The sequence below is a fragment of the Sphingomonas ginsengisoli An et al. 2013 genome (assembly GCF_009363895.1).
GTDB classification, from domain to species: domain Bacteria; phylum Pseudomonadota; class Alphaproteobacteria; order Sphingomonadales; family Sphingomonadaceae; genus Sphingomicrobium; species Sphingomicrobium ginsengisoli.
Genome location: NZ_CP045434.1, coordinates 2,976,751 through 2,991,492 on the forward strand (window position 1 = coordinate 2,976,751; position 14,742 = coordinate 2,991,492).

At 66.4% G+C, this 14,742-nt stretch carries 21 protein-coding genes and 1 tRNA gene; 10 read left to right on the forward strand and 12 right to left on the reverse strand.

Going from position 1 to position 14,742, the window contains the following annotated elements; translation table 11 throughout:
• Window positions 1-27: 27 nt before the first annotated feature.
• A tRNA-Val gene (locus tag GCU42_RS14540) sits at window positions 28-103 on the forward strand.
• A 7-nt stretch (window positions 104-110) separates the two neighbouring features.
• On the opposite strand, the gene GCU42_RS14545 is transcribed toward GCU42_RS14540, so the two are convergent.
• Entirely contained in the window at window positions 111-674 is a 564-nt protein-coding gene (locus GCU42_RS14545; protein ID WP_114228883.1) for a helix-turn-helix domain-containing protein, read from the reverse strand.
• A 119-nt stretch (window positions 675-793) separates the two neighbouring features.
• Between GCU42_RS14545 and GCU42_RS14550 the strand changes: the two genes are divergently transcribed.
• Window positions 794-1,258: a DUF6456 domain-containing protein gene (locus GCU42_RS14550; protein ID WP_240309546.1), complete on the forward strand. Its 465-nt coding sequence runs from the start codon at window positions 794-796 to the stop codon at window positions 1,256-1,258.
• A gap of 68 nt (window positions 1,259-1,326) precedes the next feature.
• Here GCU42_RS14550 and GCU42_RS14555 read toward each other — a convergent pair whose 3' ends face one another.
• The 4 genes from GCU42_RS14555 to rpsF all read right to left on the reverse strand — a co-directional run bounded on the left by GCU42_RS14555 (window position 1,327) and on the right by rpsF (window position 3,259).
• Window positions 1,327-1,821 (reverse strand): hypothetical protein, encoded by a 495-nt coding sequence (locus tag GCU42_RS14555; protein WP_114228747.1) that lies wholly within the window; start codon window positions 1,819-1,821, stop codon window positions 1,327-1,329.
• Window positions 1,822-1,987: 166 nt separating this feature from the next.
• Window positions 1,988-2,590 carry a 50S ribosomal protein L9 gene (rplI, locus tag GCU42_RS14560; RefSeq protein ID WP_114228748.1) on the reverse strand — a complete coding sequence of 201 codons (603 nt, stop codon included), beginning with the start codon at window positions 2,588-2,590 and terminating at the stop codon, window positions 1,988-1,990.
• Between the two features lie 12 nt (window positions 2,591-2,602).
• On the reverse strand, window positions 2,603-2,827 hold the full coding sequence (gene rpsR, locus GCU42_RS14565; protein WP_114228749.1) for a 30S ribosomal protein S18: 225 nt from the start codon (window positions 2,825-2,827) through the stop codon (window positions 2,603-2,605).
• Window positions 2,828-2,830: 3 nt separating this feature from the next.
• The gene (rpsF, locus tag GCU42_RS14570; RefSeq protein ID WP_114228750.1) at window positions 2,831-3,259 is read right to left on the reverse strand and encodes a 30S ribosomal protein S6; all 429 of its coding nucleotides are present in this window, start codon (window positions 3,257-3,259) and stop codon (window positions 2,831-2,833) included.
• Window positions 3,260-3,569: 310 nt separating this feature from the next.
• On the opposite strand from rpsF, the gene GCU42_RS14575 reads away from it, so the two are divergent.
• The 7 genes from GCU42_RS14575 to alr all read left to right on the forward strand — a co-directional run bounded on the left by GCU42_RS14575 (window position 3,570) and on the right by alr (window position 9,071).
• Window positions 3,570-4,685 (forward strand): phage portal protein, encoded by a 1,116-nt coding sequence (locus GCU42_RS14575; RefSeq protein ID WP_114228751.1) that lies wholly within the window; start codon window positions 3,570-3,572, stop codon window positions 4,683-4,685.
• A complete protein-coding gene (locus GCU42_RS14580) occupies window positions 4,682-5,014 on the forward strand; it encodes a DUF6127 family protein (RefSeq protein WP_114228752.1) in 333 nt (110 codons plus the stop codon). The genes GCU42_RS14575 and GCU42_RS14580 overlap by 4 nt, the downstream gene beginning before the upstream one ends.
• On the forward strand, window positions 5,001-5,429 hold the full coding sequence (locus GCU42_RS14585) for an HK97 family phage prohead protease (protein WP_114228753.1): 429 nt from the start codon (window positions 5,001-5,003) through the stop codon (window positions 5,427-5,429). Before GCU42_RS14580 ends, GCU42_RS14585 begins: the two co-directional genes overlap by 14 nt.
• An 86-nt stretch (window positions 5,430-5,515) precedes the next feature.
• Window positions 5,516-6,577 carry a phage major capsid protein gene (locus GCU42_RS14590; protein WP_114228754.1) on the forward strand — a complete coding sequence of 354 codons (1,062 nt, stop codon included), beginning with the start codon at window positions 5,516-5,518 and terminating at the stop codon, window positions 6,575-6,577.
• A 24-nt stretch (window positions 6,578-6,601) separates the two neighbouring features.
• The gene (locus GCU42_RS14595; protein WP_162789325.1) at window positions 6,602-6,991 is read left to right on the forward strand and encodes a DUF2793 domain-containing protein; all 390 of its coding nucleotides are present in this window, start codon (window positions 6,602-6,604) and stop codon (window positions 6,989-6,991) included.
• A 102-nt stretch (window positions 6,992-7,093) separates the two neighbouring features.
• Window positions 7,094-7,951: an outer membrane protein gene (locus GCU42_RS15285; RefSeq protein ID WP_114228756.1), complete on the forward strand. Its 858-nt coding sequence runs from the start codon at window positions 7,094-7,096 to the stop codon at window positions 7,949-7,951.
• Window positions 7,952-8,042: 91 nt separating this feature from the next.
• A complete protein-coding gene (gene alr, locus GCU42_RS14605; protein ID WP_114228757.1) occupies window positions 8,043-9,071 on the forward strand; it encodes an alanine racemase in 1,029 nt (342 codons plus the stop codon).
• Here alr and nth read toward each other — a convergent pair.
• The 4 genes from nth to GCU42_RS14625 form a co-directional block, all read right to left on the reverse strand.
• A complete protein-coding gene (nth, locus tag GCU42_RS14610) occupies window positions 9,027-9,713 on the reverse strand; it encodes an endonuclease III (RefSeq protein ID WP_114228758.1) in 687 nt (228 codons plus the stop codon). The genes alr and nth overlap by 45 nt on opposite strands.
• Window positions 9,710-10,417 carry a 4-hydroxy-tetrahydrodipicolinate reductase gene (dapB, locus tag GCU42_RS14615; RefSeq protein WP_114228759.1) on the reverse strand — a complete coding sequence of 236 codons (708 nt, stop codon included), beginning with the start codon at window positions 10,415-10,417 and terminating at the stop codon, window positions 9,710-9,712. Before dapB ends, nth begins: the two co-directional genes overlap by 4 nt.
• A 21-nt stretch (window positions 10,418-10,438) precedes the next feature.
• A complete protein-coding gene (locus GCU42_RS14620; RefSeq protein ID WP_343030278.1) occupies window positions 10,439-11,080 on the reverse strand; it encodes a DUF72 domain-containing protein in 642 nt (213 codons plus the stop codon).
• Between the two features lie 116 nt (window positions 11,081-11,196).
• Window positions 11,197-11,595, reverse strand: coding sequence for an acyl-CoA thioesterase (locus tag GCU42_RS14625; protein ID WP_114228761.1), 399 nt, complete (start codon window positions 11,593-11,595; stop codon window positions 11,197-11,199).
• A 50-nt stretch (window positions 11,596-11,645) separates the two neighbouring features.
• On the opposite strand from GCU42_RS14625, the gene GCU42_RS14630 reads away from it, so the two are divergent.
• Window positions 11,646-12,365: an NAD-dependent deacylase gene (locus GCU42_RS14630; RefSeq protein WP_114228762.1), complete on the forward strand. Its 720-nt coding sequence runs from the start codon at window positions 11,646-11,648 to the stop codon at window positions 12,363-12,365.
• On the opposite strand, the gene era is transcribed toward GCU42_RS14630, so the two are convergent.
• From era to lepB, 3 genes are read right to left on the reverse strand one after another with little or no spacing between them, the layout of a single operon-like run.
• On the reverse strand, window positions 12,362-13,255 hold the full coding sequence (gene era / locus GCU42_RS14635; RefSeq protein ID WP_114228763.1) for a GTPase Era: 894 nt from the start codon (window positions 13,253-13,255) through the stop codon (window positions 12,362-12,364). The genes GCU42_RS14630 and era overlap by 4 nt on opposite strands.
• Window positions 13,252-13,977, reverse strand: coding sequence for a ribonuclease III (rnc, locus tag GCU42_RS14640; protein ID WP_114228764.1), 726 nt, complete (start codon window positions 13,975-13,977; stop codon window positions 13,252-13,254). The genes era and rnc overlap by 4 nt, the downstream gene beginning before the upstream one ends.
• Window positions 13,914-14,717 carry a signal peptidase I gene (lepB, locus tag GCU42_RS14645; protein WP_240309548.1) on the reverse strand — a complete coding sequence of 268 codons (804 nt, stop codon included), beginning with the start codon at window positions 14,715-14,717 and terminating at the stop codon, window positions 13,914-13,916. The genes rnc and lepB overlap by 64 nt, the downstream gene beginning before the upstream one ends.
• Window positions 14,718-14,742: the final 25 nt, after the last annotated feature.

Below are 14,742 nucleotides of genomic sequence, written 5' to 3' on the forward strand. Positions count from 1 at the left end.
CGGCGGAAGCTGGCAGCAGGCGGGCGCGGGCGCTTAGCTCAGTTGGTAGAGCGCTTCCTTTACACGGAAGATGTCGGCGGTTCGAGCCCGTCAGCGCCCACCAGATTTTGTCACAGCGAGCGGATCAGTCGGACCGGCAGCGCTGCCCAGGCGGGGTCAGCGACGACCGACTGCCGGGCACCGAAGCCGAGCGGCAGCAGGTGCAATTTGCCGTCTTCGCGCGCGAGCAGGCGGCCGAAGATGAAGCGGCCGGCGGGGCGGGGCACCAGCACGTCGCGGTTGAGTGCGCGGCCAAATTCGTCGGGCGAGAGCCGATCGCACCATAGTTCATCGCCCGACCGATAATCGCCGACGGTGGCGGTCACCACGATCGCGACCTGGCTCCCAGTCGGAGTGGGCGGGACGACCTGCGCCTGGCGGCGCGGCGAGGTGGCACCGTCGACCGACAGATGCGCGAGCACCTCAAGCTCGGCGCGGTCGGGATGGTCGACGAGGTCCGCGGCAGTGACCCCGAGCGCGGTCGCGATCCGGTTGAGCCAGCCGATCGAGACGGTCCGCGTACCGGTCTCCAGCCTGCCGATGGTTTGCGGGGTCGTCGGCGGCACACATGCCCGGGCAACGTCCTCGAGCGTCATCCGCTTCGCCTTCCGCACCTGCCGTATGCGCGTGATCATCGCCGCCCCCATTAGTTGTAATCGAACCCTATCGGTTCGCTGCTGTCCTACAGATTAGCGCTTGTGGCAAGTAGCGGCGACTCGAGCACGGAAGGGCAGGTTCAATGGCGGCGCGGTTGATGAAGGAAGTTTCGGTGCCCGGCGACGCGCGAGACGCCCGGGGCAAGCGACCCGTGCGAACCGTGACGGTCAACATGGTCGAATCGCCGCTCGGCTGGTTGCGCTCACGCGGCCACCTGACGGCGCGCCAATATGATGCTGGCGAGCAGTTGCGGCTCGACTGGGAGGCGGCGCAGATGGCCCCGCGCGTGACCATGCGCTGGGATCCCGCGCCGATCGGCTCGGGGCGGGCCGGCGGGTCGCAGCCGCTCGAACCTGCCGAGCAGCAGCTCAAGGCGAAGGAGCGGTTCGACGCGGCAATCGGCGCCGCCGGGGCCGGGCTGTCGGATATTCTCTGGCGGGTGGTGTGCGCGGGCGAGGGGATGCGCGAGGCCGAGACGGCGCTGGGATGGCCCGCGCGGGCCGGCAAGCTGGTGCTGACCCTCGCGCTCGACCGGGTGGCCGACTTCTATCGGCTACGTTGAGGATTGACGAAACGGCGGCGCCCCTGCCGGGACAGGCGCGCCGCCGGAATGTGAGTGCGGTTGACGGCCTAGATCTGGCTGTTGTCGTCAGCCGCTTGGTCACGCTTCATCGACTTCTCGTCGAGCGCGCCCTGACCCTGGGCGGGGAAGTCCTGCTCGTCCGAGCCGTCCTGCTGCTCGAGCGACGAGGTCAGGCTGGTGTCCGATGAGCTAAGTTCGTCATTTTTGAGCGACGATGAGCCCATGTCGTTGCCGCTCACGCCCGAACCGATGAACCCGCTCGACGAACCGTCGTCGCTCGAGCGATCGGTGGTCGCGCTGTCCTGCTGCTGCATGGTGTCGGTCTGGCCACTGTTGCCATAGGAGGCCTGGCCGGTATCGGCGGCGTCGCCGGTCGAGCTGCCGCTCGACATCGTCGTGCCGGTGCCGCCACCGCTGTCGTTGCCGCCGATCGGCTGCGCATTGCGCTCCTGCGCCTCGGGCTGCTGCTGGTTCTGCGAGCGGGTGTTGTCGTCGCTCTGCTCGAAGCCCTGCTGTCCCGTCTGCTGGTTATTGTCGTCCATAGCTTCCTCCATCTGTCGGAGGATCAACCACGAAGCCGAGCCGGCGTTCCGGGTCCGAAAGACCGTATGCGACAACACGTGGGGGGATTGCCGACGACCGGCCGACATAAAGAAAAAGCCGCCGGACCTGCGCCCGGCGGCTTCTATTTGTCAGCGTCGGGCCGGATCAGCCTTCGGCGGTGTCGGCCGCCGGCTCGTCCCCGCTCACCTCGGCGGTGGCGCCGGGCTCGGCATTCGGATCATAGTCCTCGGTGAAGCCCGCATTGTCGCGTTCGAACATCTGCGCCATCACGTCGACGCCCTGCGCCTGCAAGTCGGCCTCTTCCGGCGAACGGGCGACGTTGACCTTGACGGTGACGTTGACCTCCGGGTGAAGCGAGACGCGCACTTCGTGCATCCCGATCGACTTGATCGGACGATCGAGCACGATCTGGCTCTTGCTCACCTTGGCGCCATCGGCGTCGAGCGCATCGATGATGTCGCGCGCGCTGACCGAGCCGTAGAGCTGGCCGGTGTTCGACGCCTGGCGGATCAGCTGAACCGTCTTGCCGTCGATGCCCTTCGAAGCGGCCTCGGCACCGGTGCGGCGCTCGGCATTCTCGGACTCGATGCGGGCGCGGTTCGCCTCGAACACCTTGCGGTTGGCGTCATTGGCGCGAAGCGCCTTCTTGCGCGGGAGAAGGTAGTTACGGGCGAACCCGTTCTTAACCGTGACGACATCGCCGATGCCGCCGAGCTTCTCGACACGCTCGAGCAGGATAACTTCCATCGCTCGCGCTCCTTACTTAACGACGTAGGGCAGCAGGCCGAGATGGCGGGCGCGCTTGATCGCCTTGGCCAGCTCACGCTGCTTCTTGGTGCTCACCGCAGTGATGCGGCTCGGGACGATCTTGCCACGCTCGGAGACGAAGCCCTGGAGCAAGCGGACGTCCTTGTAATCGATCCGCGGGGCGTCCTTGCCCGAGAAGGGGCACGACTTGCGGCGGCGGAAAAAGGCACGGGCCATGGCTTAAGCTCCCATCTCTTCGCGAGCGCGCTCGGGACGATCGCCACGCGGGCCGCGATCGCCACGGTCACCGCGATCACCACGGTCGCTGCCGCGTTCACGGTCACGCTCCGAACGACGCATCATCGCCGACGGGCCGGCCTCATGCTCGTCGACGCGGACGGTCATGAAGCGGATGACGTCTTCGTTGAGGCCGGTCTGGCGCTCGAGCTCGGCGACCGCCGCGGCGGGGGCGTCGACGTCGAGCAGCACATAATGCGCCTTGCGGTTCTTCGCGATGCGATAGGCGAGGCCGCGCAGGCCCCAGGTCTCGGTCTTGACGACCGAACCACCATTGTCCGTCAGAATCTTGGTTGCGTTCTCCGCGAGGGCATCGACCTGGGCTTGCGCCAGGTCCTGCCGCGCGAGAAACACATGCTCGTAAAGCGGCATGTCAAACTCACATGTTGGCCGATCGCTGACGGGCGCCCCATGCGCACCGCCCCTCCGGCTGTCTTCGGTAGGCGAGGATCGGCGCGGGGACTTGCCCCACTCCGGTCCGCGGCGCCTATGGCCGAAGGGGGCGGCAAAGGCAAGTGCGCGGCGGTCAGCCAGCAGGATGGTAAGTATTACGAACCTCAATGGTTCAAAACGCTTGACATCGTCACGCTCATCTGGCAAAGATATGGACACTGGGCGAATCACCCACTGAGCCGGTCGGACCGGTTCGCGGGCCCCCGCCGCCTCACATATTGGAACCCAGATGAACTGGTTTGGTCGTAAGTCGGCGCCTGCGCCGGCCGCGCTTCCGACGTGGTCGACGCTTGCCGGCACGAATGACGATGTCGGTCCCCGGAGCTATCAGGCCCGGATCAACGAAGTGTTCCTGAGCAATCCGGTCGGCCAGCGCTCGGTGCGGCTGGTCGCGGGGACGGTCGCGGCGTTGCCGATCGACCAGATCGAGGGGGATGAACAGGCCGCCAAGGTCGGGCTTCGGCCGCGCCTGCTGGAAACGGTGGCGACGCAGCTGCTGCTGCACGGCAATGCCTACCTCTATTGCGTGGCGACCGAGCGCGGGCTGAGCGAGCTGGTCCCGCTTCGGCCCGAAAAAGTGTCGGTGACGCTCGACGAGCGCGGGTGGCCGTCTGGCTATGTCTACCGCAGCGGTCCCAATCGCACCGCGCGTTATGCCGCGCGCGACGCGCTGGCGCGGCCGCAGGTCCTGCATCTGCGGGCGCTCAACCCGACTGATGATCATGTCGGGCTGGGTTGCATGGACGCGGCGATCAGCGCCGCATGCCTTCACAATCGGGCGACCCGCTGGAATCGCTCGCTGCTCGACAATGCCGCGCGGCCGTCGGGCGCGATGGTCTACGATCCCGGCGACGGCTCGAGCCTGACCGGCGAGCAGCTGACCCGGCTGCGCGAGCAGATCGACCAGCATTTCGCCGGTGGGATCAACGCCGGGCGACCCTTGTTGCTGGAGGGCGGCTTAAAGTGGCAGGCCCTCGGACTGTCGCCCAACGACATGGACTTCGTGTCGCTCAAGGAAGCGGCGGTCCGCGACATCGCCCTGGCGTTCGGGGTGCCGCCAGTCCTGCTCGGCCTGCCTGGCGACACGGCTTACGCCAATCTGCGCGAGGCCGGACGGGCACTTTACCGGCAGACCGTGCTCCCCTTGTCGGAGCGCATTCTCGAGACGCTCACCGAAGGGCTGAGCGCCTGGTTTGGGCCGGTCGGCTTCGCGATCGACCTCGACCGGGTCAGCGAACTGACCGAGGACCGCGAGAGGCTATGGCAGCGAATTGAGGCGGCGAGTTTCCTGTCACGGGCGGAGAAGCGGGAACAATTGGGCTTCAGCGCGGAGCCCGTGGCATGAGCCCCGTCGGCGCGACGGGTGATATTCTCCTTGGCCAATTGCTGGCGCAGACCGAAGGCCGGTCGCTCGACATCGTGACCATCAGGGCGCTGGTCGAGGAAGCGAGCCAGTCTGGCGCGCAGCGCGCACTCGCCAGCCTCGGGCTCGATGATGCGCAGGCCCGGCGCGACATGGGTGAGCTGCGCGAGTTGCTGAGCGCCTGGCGGGACGCCAAGCGAAGCGCTTGGCAGGCGATGGTGACGTGGATCGTCCGGGTCTGCCTGGCCGGCCTGCTGATCAGCATCGCCTTCCGGTTGGGCTTGTCCGAGCTGGTCCATGCCGGTTCGTGATCGCCGCGGCGGTTCGGTGCGCTTTGCCGGCTATGCCGCGGTGTTCGACGCGCTCGATCAGGGTGGCGACATCGTCAAGGCAGGGGCGTTCAGGCGCACGCTGGCGAGCCTGCCGTCGATCCCCTTGCTGTGGCAGCATCGGGCGGGCCGCGTGATCGGCACGATCGAGCGGGTCGAAGAAGATCAGCGAGGATTGCGCGTGATCGGGTCGCTCAACGGCAGCGAGAGCGGGACGACCGCGGCTCGCCTGATCGGTTCGCGCCAGATCGACGGCCTGAGCTTCGGCTATCGCGTGCGGACATCCGAGCAAGCGGGCGACGCCCGCGTGCTGACCGACGTCGACCTGCTCGAGGTGAGTGTGGTCGCGCGACCGATGCAGCTCAAGGCCAGGATCCACGCGGTCCAATCGGGCTGACCGGTCGGTCAGCCAAACCGAACAAGTTCAATTCATGACCACGGTTCACCGCGTCGGTGAGCCGCCTGTCTTTGTGGGAGCCCGACATGGAAGTGAAGGCCGATGCGCTCGAACAGTCGTTCGACGACGTGAATTTCGAAGAGATTGGAATCTCGCTCAAGGAGGAACTCGAACTGCTCAAGAATCGCCTGGCCGACAGCCAGAACGCCGCCCTTCGCCCCGCCCTCGACGGGGTGAAGTCCGCCGAGAATTCGGCATTTGTCGAGCGCTTCCTGCGGCGCGGGATCGATAGCGATCTGGAAGCCAAGTCGGCCGACAATTCGTCGGGCGGCGCAGGCGGTTACGCCATTCCCCGCGATATCGACGAACAGATCGACCGCACGCTGGTGACGCTGTCGCCGATCCGCGCCATCGCCAACGTCGTCAAGGTCGGCAGCTCCAACTATCGCAAGCTGATCACCACCGGCGGCGCGCCGTCTGGCTGGGTCGGATTCGAGGCGGCGCGACCCGAGACGGGAACGCCGACCTTCACCGAAGTGGTCCCGGCGAGCGGCGATCTCTACGCCAATCCGGCCGCGTCGCAGCACATGCTCGACGATGCCATGTTCGATGTCGAAGCTTGGCTGGCGAACGAGATCGCGGTTGAATTCGCTCGGGGGGAGGGCGCGGCGTTCATCAAGGGCACCGGCGTCAACCAGCCGCTCGGCTTCCTGTCGTCGCCGACCGCAACGACCGCCGACGGGGCCCGCCCGATGGGCACGCTGCAGACGATCGGGACGGGGGTCGCCGGTGGCTTCCCGGCAAGCTCGCCAGCCGACAAACTGATCGACCTCGTTCAGAGCTTGCGTCAGCCGTATCGCCAGGGCGCGGTGTTCGTGATGAACAGTGCGACCGCGGCGACGATCCGCAAGTTCAAGACCGCGGACGGCGCGTTTATCTGGCAGCCCGGCATGGTCGCCGGCCAGCCCTCGAGCCTGCTGGGTTACCCGGTGATCGAAGCCGAAGACATGCCCGACGTGTCGGCCAACAGCCTGTCGGTCGCGTTCGGCAACTTCAAGGCGGGCTACATCATCGCCGAGCGCAGCGAGACGAGCATCCTGCGCGATCCCTACACCAAGAAGCCCTATGTTTATTTCTACGCGACCTAGGCGCTCGAAAACAACATCCAGCCGGTGGTAGCGGGCGCGCCTGTCGATAGCCCGCCGCCGTCCCCAAGCGTTGGCGACCAATATCTTGTGGGCGACACACCGGAGGACGCCTTTGCCGAACACGCGCAGAATCTCGCCACTTGGACTGAGGCTGGCTGGCTGTTCACGCCACCGCGCGAGATGATGTCGGTGGTGGACGGTCGCAGCGGCCAGGCCTGGTTCTACCGTGGAGGCGAATGGCTTTTGGGGATGATCGAGGCAGCGGAAGGCCGCGTCGATGGTCAGAAGGTGCTCGGGTCTCGGCAGTCCGCAATTCCGGTGCCGACGGGCGGCACTGTTGTCGATCAGGAGAGCCGAGCCGCACTGGCCGCGATGCTTTCCGCGCTTCGGCAGCATGGCTTAATTGCCACGTGACGACCTTCATTTCGGCACACTCGCTTATATCCTTTCCGGATCGATGGCAGCGCACTAAGGTCGCGAGGCGCGTCCCGCGCAGGTCACACGGAAAGGGTTTCCATGCGGAAGCTGGCAAGTGCCGCCCTTTTGCTCGCAACGATGGTCGCACCGGCTTGGGCGAGCGAAGGTACATGGTATGCGGGGGTAGAGGGCGGCGCTCTCAAGGCCCGCAACGCTCACCTCGATTACTCGCGCGGAAGCATCCGCCAGAACAACGTCATCAACATCGACTACAAGACCGGCTTGGATGTCGATGGCCTGATCGGCTATGATTTCGGTCCATTGCGGGCCGAAGCCGAGTTTGGGTACAAGCGCGCTAGCGCGGACTCGGTGGCGGTTAACCTGAGTGGTCCGGTCGTCATTCCGCCGAGCAGTGTGAATTACTCGGGTCGGACGCGCGTCCTTTCCAGTATGTTCAACCTGCTCGGTGATGTCGGCGGCAGTCAGTTCAGCGTTTATGGCGGCGGCGGCGTTGGTCTCGCTCGCACCAAGGTGCGAGCCGATCTCTCGCCATTGACCTTTTCGGGACAGCTCGACTCGGTCAACGGGACCGATCGCAAATTTGCGTGGCAGCTCATCGCCGGCCTAAGAGCGGCGGTCAGTGAGCACGTCGATGTCGGAATCAAATACCGCTACTTCCGGACGAAGTACCGCTTCGACGATCTCGCCGCGAACCTAGTGCCGGAGCAGATCGATGGTCGTTTCCGTTCGCACTCGTTGCTCGCGAGCCTGATTGTGAATTTCGGCAAGGCAGCGCCCCCACCGCCGCCGCCGCCGCCTCCACCGCCTCCGCCTCCGCCTCCGCCGCCTCCGGCGACGCAGAGTTGTCCGGATGGGTCAGTCATTCTGGCGACCGATCAGTGTCCGGCGCCGCCGCCACCTCCACCCCCGCCGCCGCCGGCGCCAGAGCGCGGCTGATTGATAAGGCCGGCACCAAGGTGCCGGCCTTTTCTTTCGGCGTGTCCCGGCAACGCTCGACCTTGATAGGGTCGAGCAGTAAGCGGACGCGATGCATTTCCCGCTGAAACTTCGCTGCAGCCGTGACGCGCTCAGCGCCAATTACCGCTGGTTACAGGGCCGAACGCGAGCCTCGGTAGGTGCTGCAGTCAAGGCCAATGGCTATGGGCTGGGGGCAAGGGATGCGCTCGAGACGCTCGCCAACCAAGGTTGTCGCGACTTCTTCGTCTCAACCTATTCGGAGGCGATCGAACTCGAGCCCGCGGCCGGATCTTGTTCCGTCATGGTGCTTCACGGCGTTGGGCCGGACGATCTGGCTGCTGCCCTCGCGTCGAAGGCCCGGCCGGTACTGAACACCGCGGCGCAGGTGGCAAGGTGGAAGGCGGCTGCGCCGGACCGACCGTGTGATCTGATGGTCGACACGGGCATGAACCGGCTGGGCCTGCGTCCAGAAGACCTTGGCGTCGCCAGCGGCCTTGCGCTCGACACGGTCCACAGCCATCTCGCCTGTGCCGACGAAGATCATCCGTTGAACGAACGCCAGCGGCAGCGCTTCGCCGAGATCGCCGCCAGCCTGCCCGCCAAGCGCCACAGCTTGGCCAACAGCGCAGGCATCTTGCTCGGGCCCGACTTTCACTTTGGCCTCGTTCGGCCAGGGTTGGCACTATATGGCGGCATTCCCCGCGCTGAAGCCCGCGGCAAGATCAACCAAGTGGCCTTTCTCCAGGCCGAGGTCATCCAGCGACGGCTGATCAAGGCGGGCGAAAGCTGCGGCTATTCAGCGACCTTCGTCGCCAAGCACGATACCCCGGCAGCAGTGATCAACATCGGTTATGCCGACGGCTATTGGCGCGGCTTTTCCTCTTCTGGAGCGGCGAGCGTTGGCGGCGAGCGACTACCGGTGCTCGGCAGGGTCTCGATGGACCTTGTCATCCTGGATTGCAGCGCAGCGCCATTGCTCAGCGAGGGCGATTGGGTCGACATCGACTTCGAACTGGCAAGCGCCGCCGAACAGTCCGGCATGTCGCAATACGAGTTACTGACCGGCCTCGGCGATCGCTTCGAGCGTAGCTGGTTCTGACCCTTTCGGCGGCGGCGACTTGGGCCGATATCGGCACAAATCCGCCACCGGACACCGCCAGCACTCCGGACGCCGCGCCTTGCAGATGTAGCGCCCGTGCAGGATGAGCCAGTGGTGGGCGTGGAGCCGGAATGTCGCTGGCGTGACCTTTTCGAGCTTCAACTCGACGTCCAGCGGGGTTTTGCCGGGTGCTAGACCGGTGCGATTGCCAACGCGAAAAATGTGGGTGTCGACCGCGATGAGCGGCTGGCCGAACGCGATGTTCAGTACGACGTTGGCGGTCTTGCGCCCGACGCCGGCCAGTTTCTCCAGTGCAGCGCGATCGGCTGGAACCTCCCCGCCATGATCGTCGATGAGCTGCCGCGCCATGGCGATGACGTTCTTGGCCTTGGTATTGAACAGGCCGATCGTCTTGATCTGCTCGCGCACCCCATCTTCACCGAGCGCGAGCATCTCCGTTGGCGTATCGGCTAGCGCGAACAGCTTGCGGGTCGCGAGGTTGACGCTGACGTCGGTCGCCTGCGCCGAGAGCGCGACGGCGACCAGCAGCGTATAGGGGTTGGACCATTCGAGCTCGCCTTCGGGCTCGGGATTGAGCTCGGCCAGTCGGCGATAGAATTCGAATACCTGCGCCTTGTTCATCGCGCGCGGATGACGTCGGCCATCGAATAAAGCCCGGGCGCCCGGCCGACGAGGTATCGCGCCGCCGCCAGCGCGCCGCGCGCGAAGATGCGCCGATCTTCCGCGCGATGCGAAATAATGACGCGCTCCTCTACCCCTAGAAACATCACGTCATGGTCGCCGACCACAGTCCCGCCGCGCACCGCGGCGAAGCCGACCTCGCCAGAGCGACGGGTCAGCTGGGTTCCGGCGCGGGCTGTGTCGGCTGTCAGTGGCACGCCGCGGCCGCGCGCCACCGCCTGACCCAGCGCCAGCGCCGTCCCCGATGGTGCATCGGCCTTGCGGCGATGGTGAAGTTCGAGAATTTCGGCATCCCACCCGTCGCCCAGCACGGCTGCGGCGCGCTCGACCAACTCGCTCAGCAAGGCCACCCCCAAGCTGGTATTCGCGGCGACGACTATTGCGATCTCGCGGGCAGCCTCCGTCAGAAGCCGATGTGCTTCGTCGTCGAGCCCGGTCGTCCCCACCAAGACCGGCACGTCGGCTTCTCGAGCGCGATCCAGCGTCGCCAGCAAGGCCGAAGGCGCTGAAAAATCCACCAGCACGTCGCCCCGGTTCTGGTCGATGGTAAAGTCGGGATCGTCGGCGACGAGCGCGGCGATGGCCTGGCCCATGCGCCCATTCGGGGCGATCAGCGTCAGGCGGATGGGAGTGTCAGGCCGCATCCGCCGGTGATGGCGCAAGGGTCACGGCCGTGCAATGCCGAGCAGGTCCTGCAGGTCCAGCGCAGCCTGCGGCGCCCGAACCTTCGCTCCGTTTATCATGAAGACATAGGCGTCCTTGCCCGCCGTGGCCTGCGCCCTCGCGCGGCTGGCGAAGTCCGCCAACCGGTCGGCGGGATAGCCCGTCGGGCATTCCTCGCGCATCCGCTGCAGCCGGGCGTAGGTGAAGTTCGCCGTGTCCATGTCGATGCACGGAAATTCGTCATCGTCACCGAACACCACGGCGACGTCATGATCGCGGGCCAGTTGCTCGAATCGTGCGTCGCGGAAGCTCTCGTGGCGCGGCTCGAGCGCGTGGCGTAGCGGCAAGCCATCCAACGAACGCGGCAGCAACTCGAAAAACCGCGCGATGTCCTCGGCGTCGAACGATCGCCGCGCGGCCAACATCCAGAGGATCGGTCCGAGCTTGGGCCCGAGCGCCGCCAACCCCTGGTCGAGGAAGTTGTGCACACCTTCGCCGGCGTCGGCCAATTTTGGACGCGTCACGCAGAAGCGGCTGCCTTTGACTGCGAACTGGAAACCTTCGGGGACGGCGGCCGCCCACTTCTCCCAGCTCGCCGGACTTTGCCGGCCGTAGAAAGTGGCGTTGATCTCGATCGCGCCCACTGCCGCCGCGGCGAACGGAAGTTCGCGGCTGTGCGGTAGTCCCGCAGGATAGAAGTCACCGCGCCACGGCGGATAGGTCCAGCCGCCGATCCCGACCCGGATCTGGCCGCGCGTACTCACGCGGGGGGCATGAACCGACTGACGATGTCCTTGGCCAGCCGCGCCGGACGGAGCGAGGCGGCATCAAGGCAGCACCAGATGCTCTTCACTTCGGCCAGCACCGTTTCGCCGCGCCGGATCACCGTGGTGAAAAAGGCGCGCGCGCCCTGCATCTGGTCGGCGATGACGTCCGCCACGACCTGATCCTCGAGGAAGGTCGGCCTCCGAAACTCGATTTCGTGCTTCAATGCGACCCACAAGTGGCTGGTGACCGCCTCAGTCGGCGCGACCTTCTCCCAATAGCGAACCACCGCCTCCTGGACCCACTTCAGGTACACGCTGTTGTTGACGTGCCCCATATGGTCGATGTCGGCGGGAAGTATCCCGATGGAGTGGCGGTACATCATAGGTCCCATGTCGGCAGCGTGAGCGCTGCTGACAATAGTGTCAACAAACAGGTTACCCGATGGTTGCTGCAACTGGACGAAACGGAGCCAATCTTCTGATCCTGACCGGCGCCGGGATCAGCGCGGACAGCGGCGTCCCGACCTTTCGCGCCGCCGATGGCCTGTGGGAGGGTCACCGGGTCGAGGACGTCGCTACGCCCGAGGCGTTCGAGCGCAATCCGGGGCTGGTTCACAGCTTCTACGACGCGCGTCGCGCTCATCTCGACGCCGTCGTGCCGAACGCCGCGCATCGGGCGCTGGCCAGGCTCGATGCCGAATGGCCCGGCGAGCTGCTGATCGTGACCCAGAATGTCGACGATCTCCACGAGCGGGCAGGAGCCAAACGCCTGCTCCATATGCACGGCGAGCTGAAGAGCGGCTGGTGCCGCGCCTGCGATGCCCGCTTCGTCTGGACCGGCGACATGGGCGAGGAAGCCCACTGTGCTGCCTGCGCCGTGGTCGGCGACGTCCGCCCCGACATCGTCTGGTTCGGCGAGATGCCCTACGATATGGACCGGATCGAGCGCGCGCAGCACGACTGCGACCTGTTCGTCTCGATCGGCACTTCGGGCGCGGTCTATCCCGCGGCGGGCTTCGTCCAGACCGCGCGCTATCGCGGCGCCCGCTGCCTCGAGCTCAACCTCGAGCCGAGCGCGGGGAGCATCTTTTTCGACGAAACCCGCATCGGGCGCGCGGCCGACCTCGTGCCGGCCTGGGTCGACGAATTGCTCGCCGGCTAGTCGGCCCAGTCGAGCCCGATCTCGCGGTAAAGGCCGCGATCCTCGTCCCAGCGCGGATTGACTTTCACGTGCAGGAATAGGTGGACCTTGCGACCGAGGTGCTCGCCGATCGCCGCGCGAGCCGCCTCGCCGATCGCCTTGAGGCGAGAGCCTCCCTTGCCGACGATGATCGCCTTCTGGCTGTCGCGCTCGACCAGGATCTGCTGGTGGATGACCGACGAGCCGTCCTTGCGATCCTCCCACTTCTCCGTCTCGACCGCGGACGAATAGGGCAGCTCGGCGTGGAGCTGCAGGTAGAGTTGCTCGCGCGTCAGTTCGGCCGCGACCATCCGGTCGGTGGCGTCGGACAATTGATCCTCGGGATAGTGCCACGGGCCCGCCGACATCGCCTCGGCGAGGTGCCGGCGCAGATCGTCGACGCCATCGCCGTTGGTCGCCGAGATCATGAACACGGCTTCGGTCTTCAGCCGATCGGACAGCTGCGCCGCGAGGCCAAGTAACTCCTCCTTGCGCGCCAGGTCGACCTTATTGAGCACCAGCACCTTGGGCTCGGGCCGCTGCTCGACCCCTTCGAGCACCTGCTCGACCCGCGCGCCGACCTTGGCCGCGCTGTCGACCACCAGCAGCACGCGGTCGGCATGTTCGGCACCTTCCCAGGCCGCCTTTACCATCGCCCGGTCGAGCCGCCGCCGCGGTGCAAAAATGCCGGGCGTATCGACCAGTAGGATCTGGCTTTGGCCGGCGATCGCGATCCCCATCAGCCGGGTCCGCGTCGTCTGCGCCTTGGGGCTGACGATCGCCACCTTCTGGCCGACCAGCGCATTGACCAGCGTCGACTTGCCGGCGTTAGGCGCCCCCAGCACGGCGACGAGTCCACAGCGTTGGGTCACGAATATTTCTCCATCAGCGCCGCCGCCGCGGCGGTCTCCGCTTCCTGCTTGCTGGCACCGCCGGCTTCGGCCTCGCCGAGCCCGTTGACCATGACCTTGACCGTGAAGGTCGGCGCATGGTGCGGTCCTGAGCGGCCGACCAGTTCATAGGTTGGCGGGCGGTGTCCTTTGGCCGCGGCGAATTCCTGCAGCCGCGACTTGGGATGCTGCGGCGCGCGCTTCTGGCTGTCGAGGAACGGCGCCCACTGCCGCCGGATGAAGGCGTCGGCCGCGGCCAGACCGCCGTCGAGCAGCAACGCCCCGAGCAGAGCCTCGACCACGTCGCCCACCACATTGTCACTACCGATCGCGCCATCCTCGCGCGCCTGCTTGCCGAGCCGGATCTGCTTCGGGATCCCGATGTCGCGTCCAATCTCCGCGCAGGTCTCGCGCGCGACCAGCACGTTGTAGCGCCGGCTCATCTGCCCCTCGGGCTCGGCCGGGAAGCGCTCGTAGAGCCAGCGGGCGATGGTCAGTCCGAGCACCCGGTCGCCGAGGAATTCGAGCCGTTCGTAGCTCTCGCGCGCCGCGCTGCCGTGGGTGAGCGCGCGCTCGAACAGCGTCATGTCGGTCGGCGTGTAGCCCAGCGCCTGCTCGAGCCAACCGGCGAGGTCGCCGCTCAATGGACTTGGCCGATGCGGTGCGCCCGCAGCGCGGTGAACCAAGTCCACGGCTTGAGCCATTCGGCGCTGCCATCGGTCGACCAGAAGGTCACCAACGCCCGGCCGACGAGATGCTCGAGGGGCACGAATCCCATCCCGCCGCTCGCCGGCGAGAAGCGGCTGTCGGCACTGTCGTCGCGATTGTCGCCCATCATGAAGACGGTGCCCGCGGGCACTTCGACCGGCCCGAACTCGTCCGCCAGCGGATTGTCGACCTGGTCGAGGACGACATAGCTCGGGCCGCCCGGCAGCGTCTCGCGATAGGCGGTGAAGTGGCAGTCCTGGCCCGGCGGCGGCGCCATGGTGACGCCTTGCGGAGTGATCTGTCGGCAAGGCGTGTTCGCCGACACCGGCAGCTTGAGGTCGGGCAGGCGGACCCGCTCGACCGGCTTGCCGTCGAGGATCAGCACCCCGCCGCGGGTCGCGATCGTGTCCCCGGGCAGGCCGATCACGCGCTTGATGATATCGTCGCCCTGCGGGCCCTGGAATACGGCCACATCGCCCCGCTTCGGCAACCTTGAAAGAATCTTGCCGCGCATCGGCGGGAAGCCGAACAGGAAGCTCGCCCGGCTGTAGCCGTAGGGCCATTTGGCGACGATCAGATAGTCGCCGATGTACAGCCCCGGCAGCATCGAGCCCGAGGGAATACTGAACGGCGCGACGATCAGGCTGCGTAGCAGCCAGGCGAACAGCGCCAGCCACAGTAGGCTGCGCCAATTGCCCTGCTTCTTGGCGGGCGGTTCGGTCGCGGTCTCGTTCACCGGGCGCTTCTTTCGGGCCCGTGGT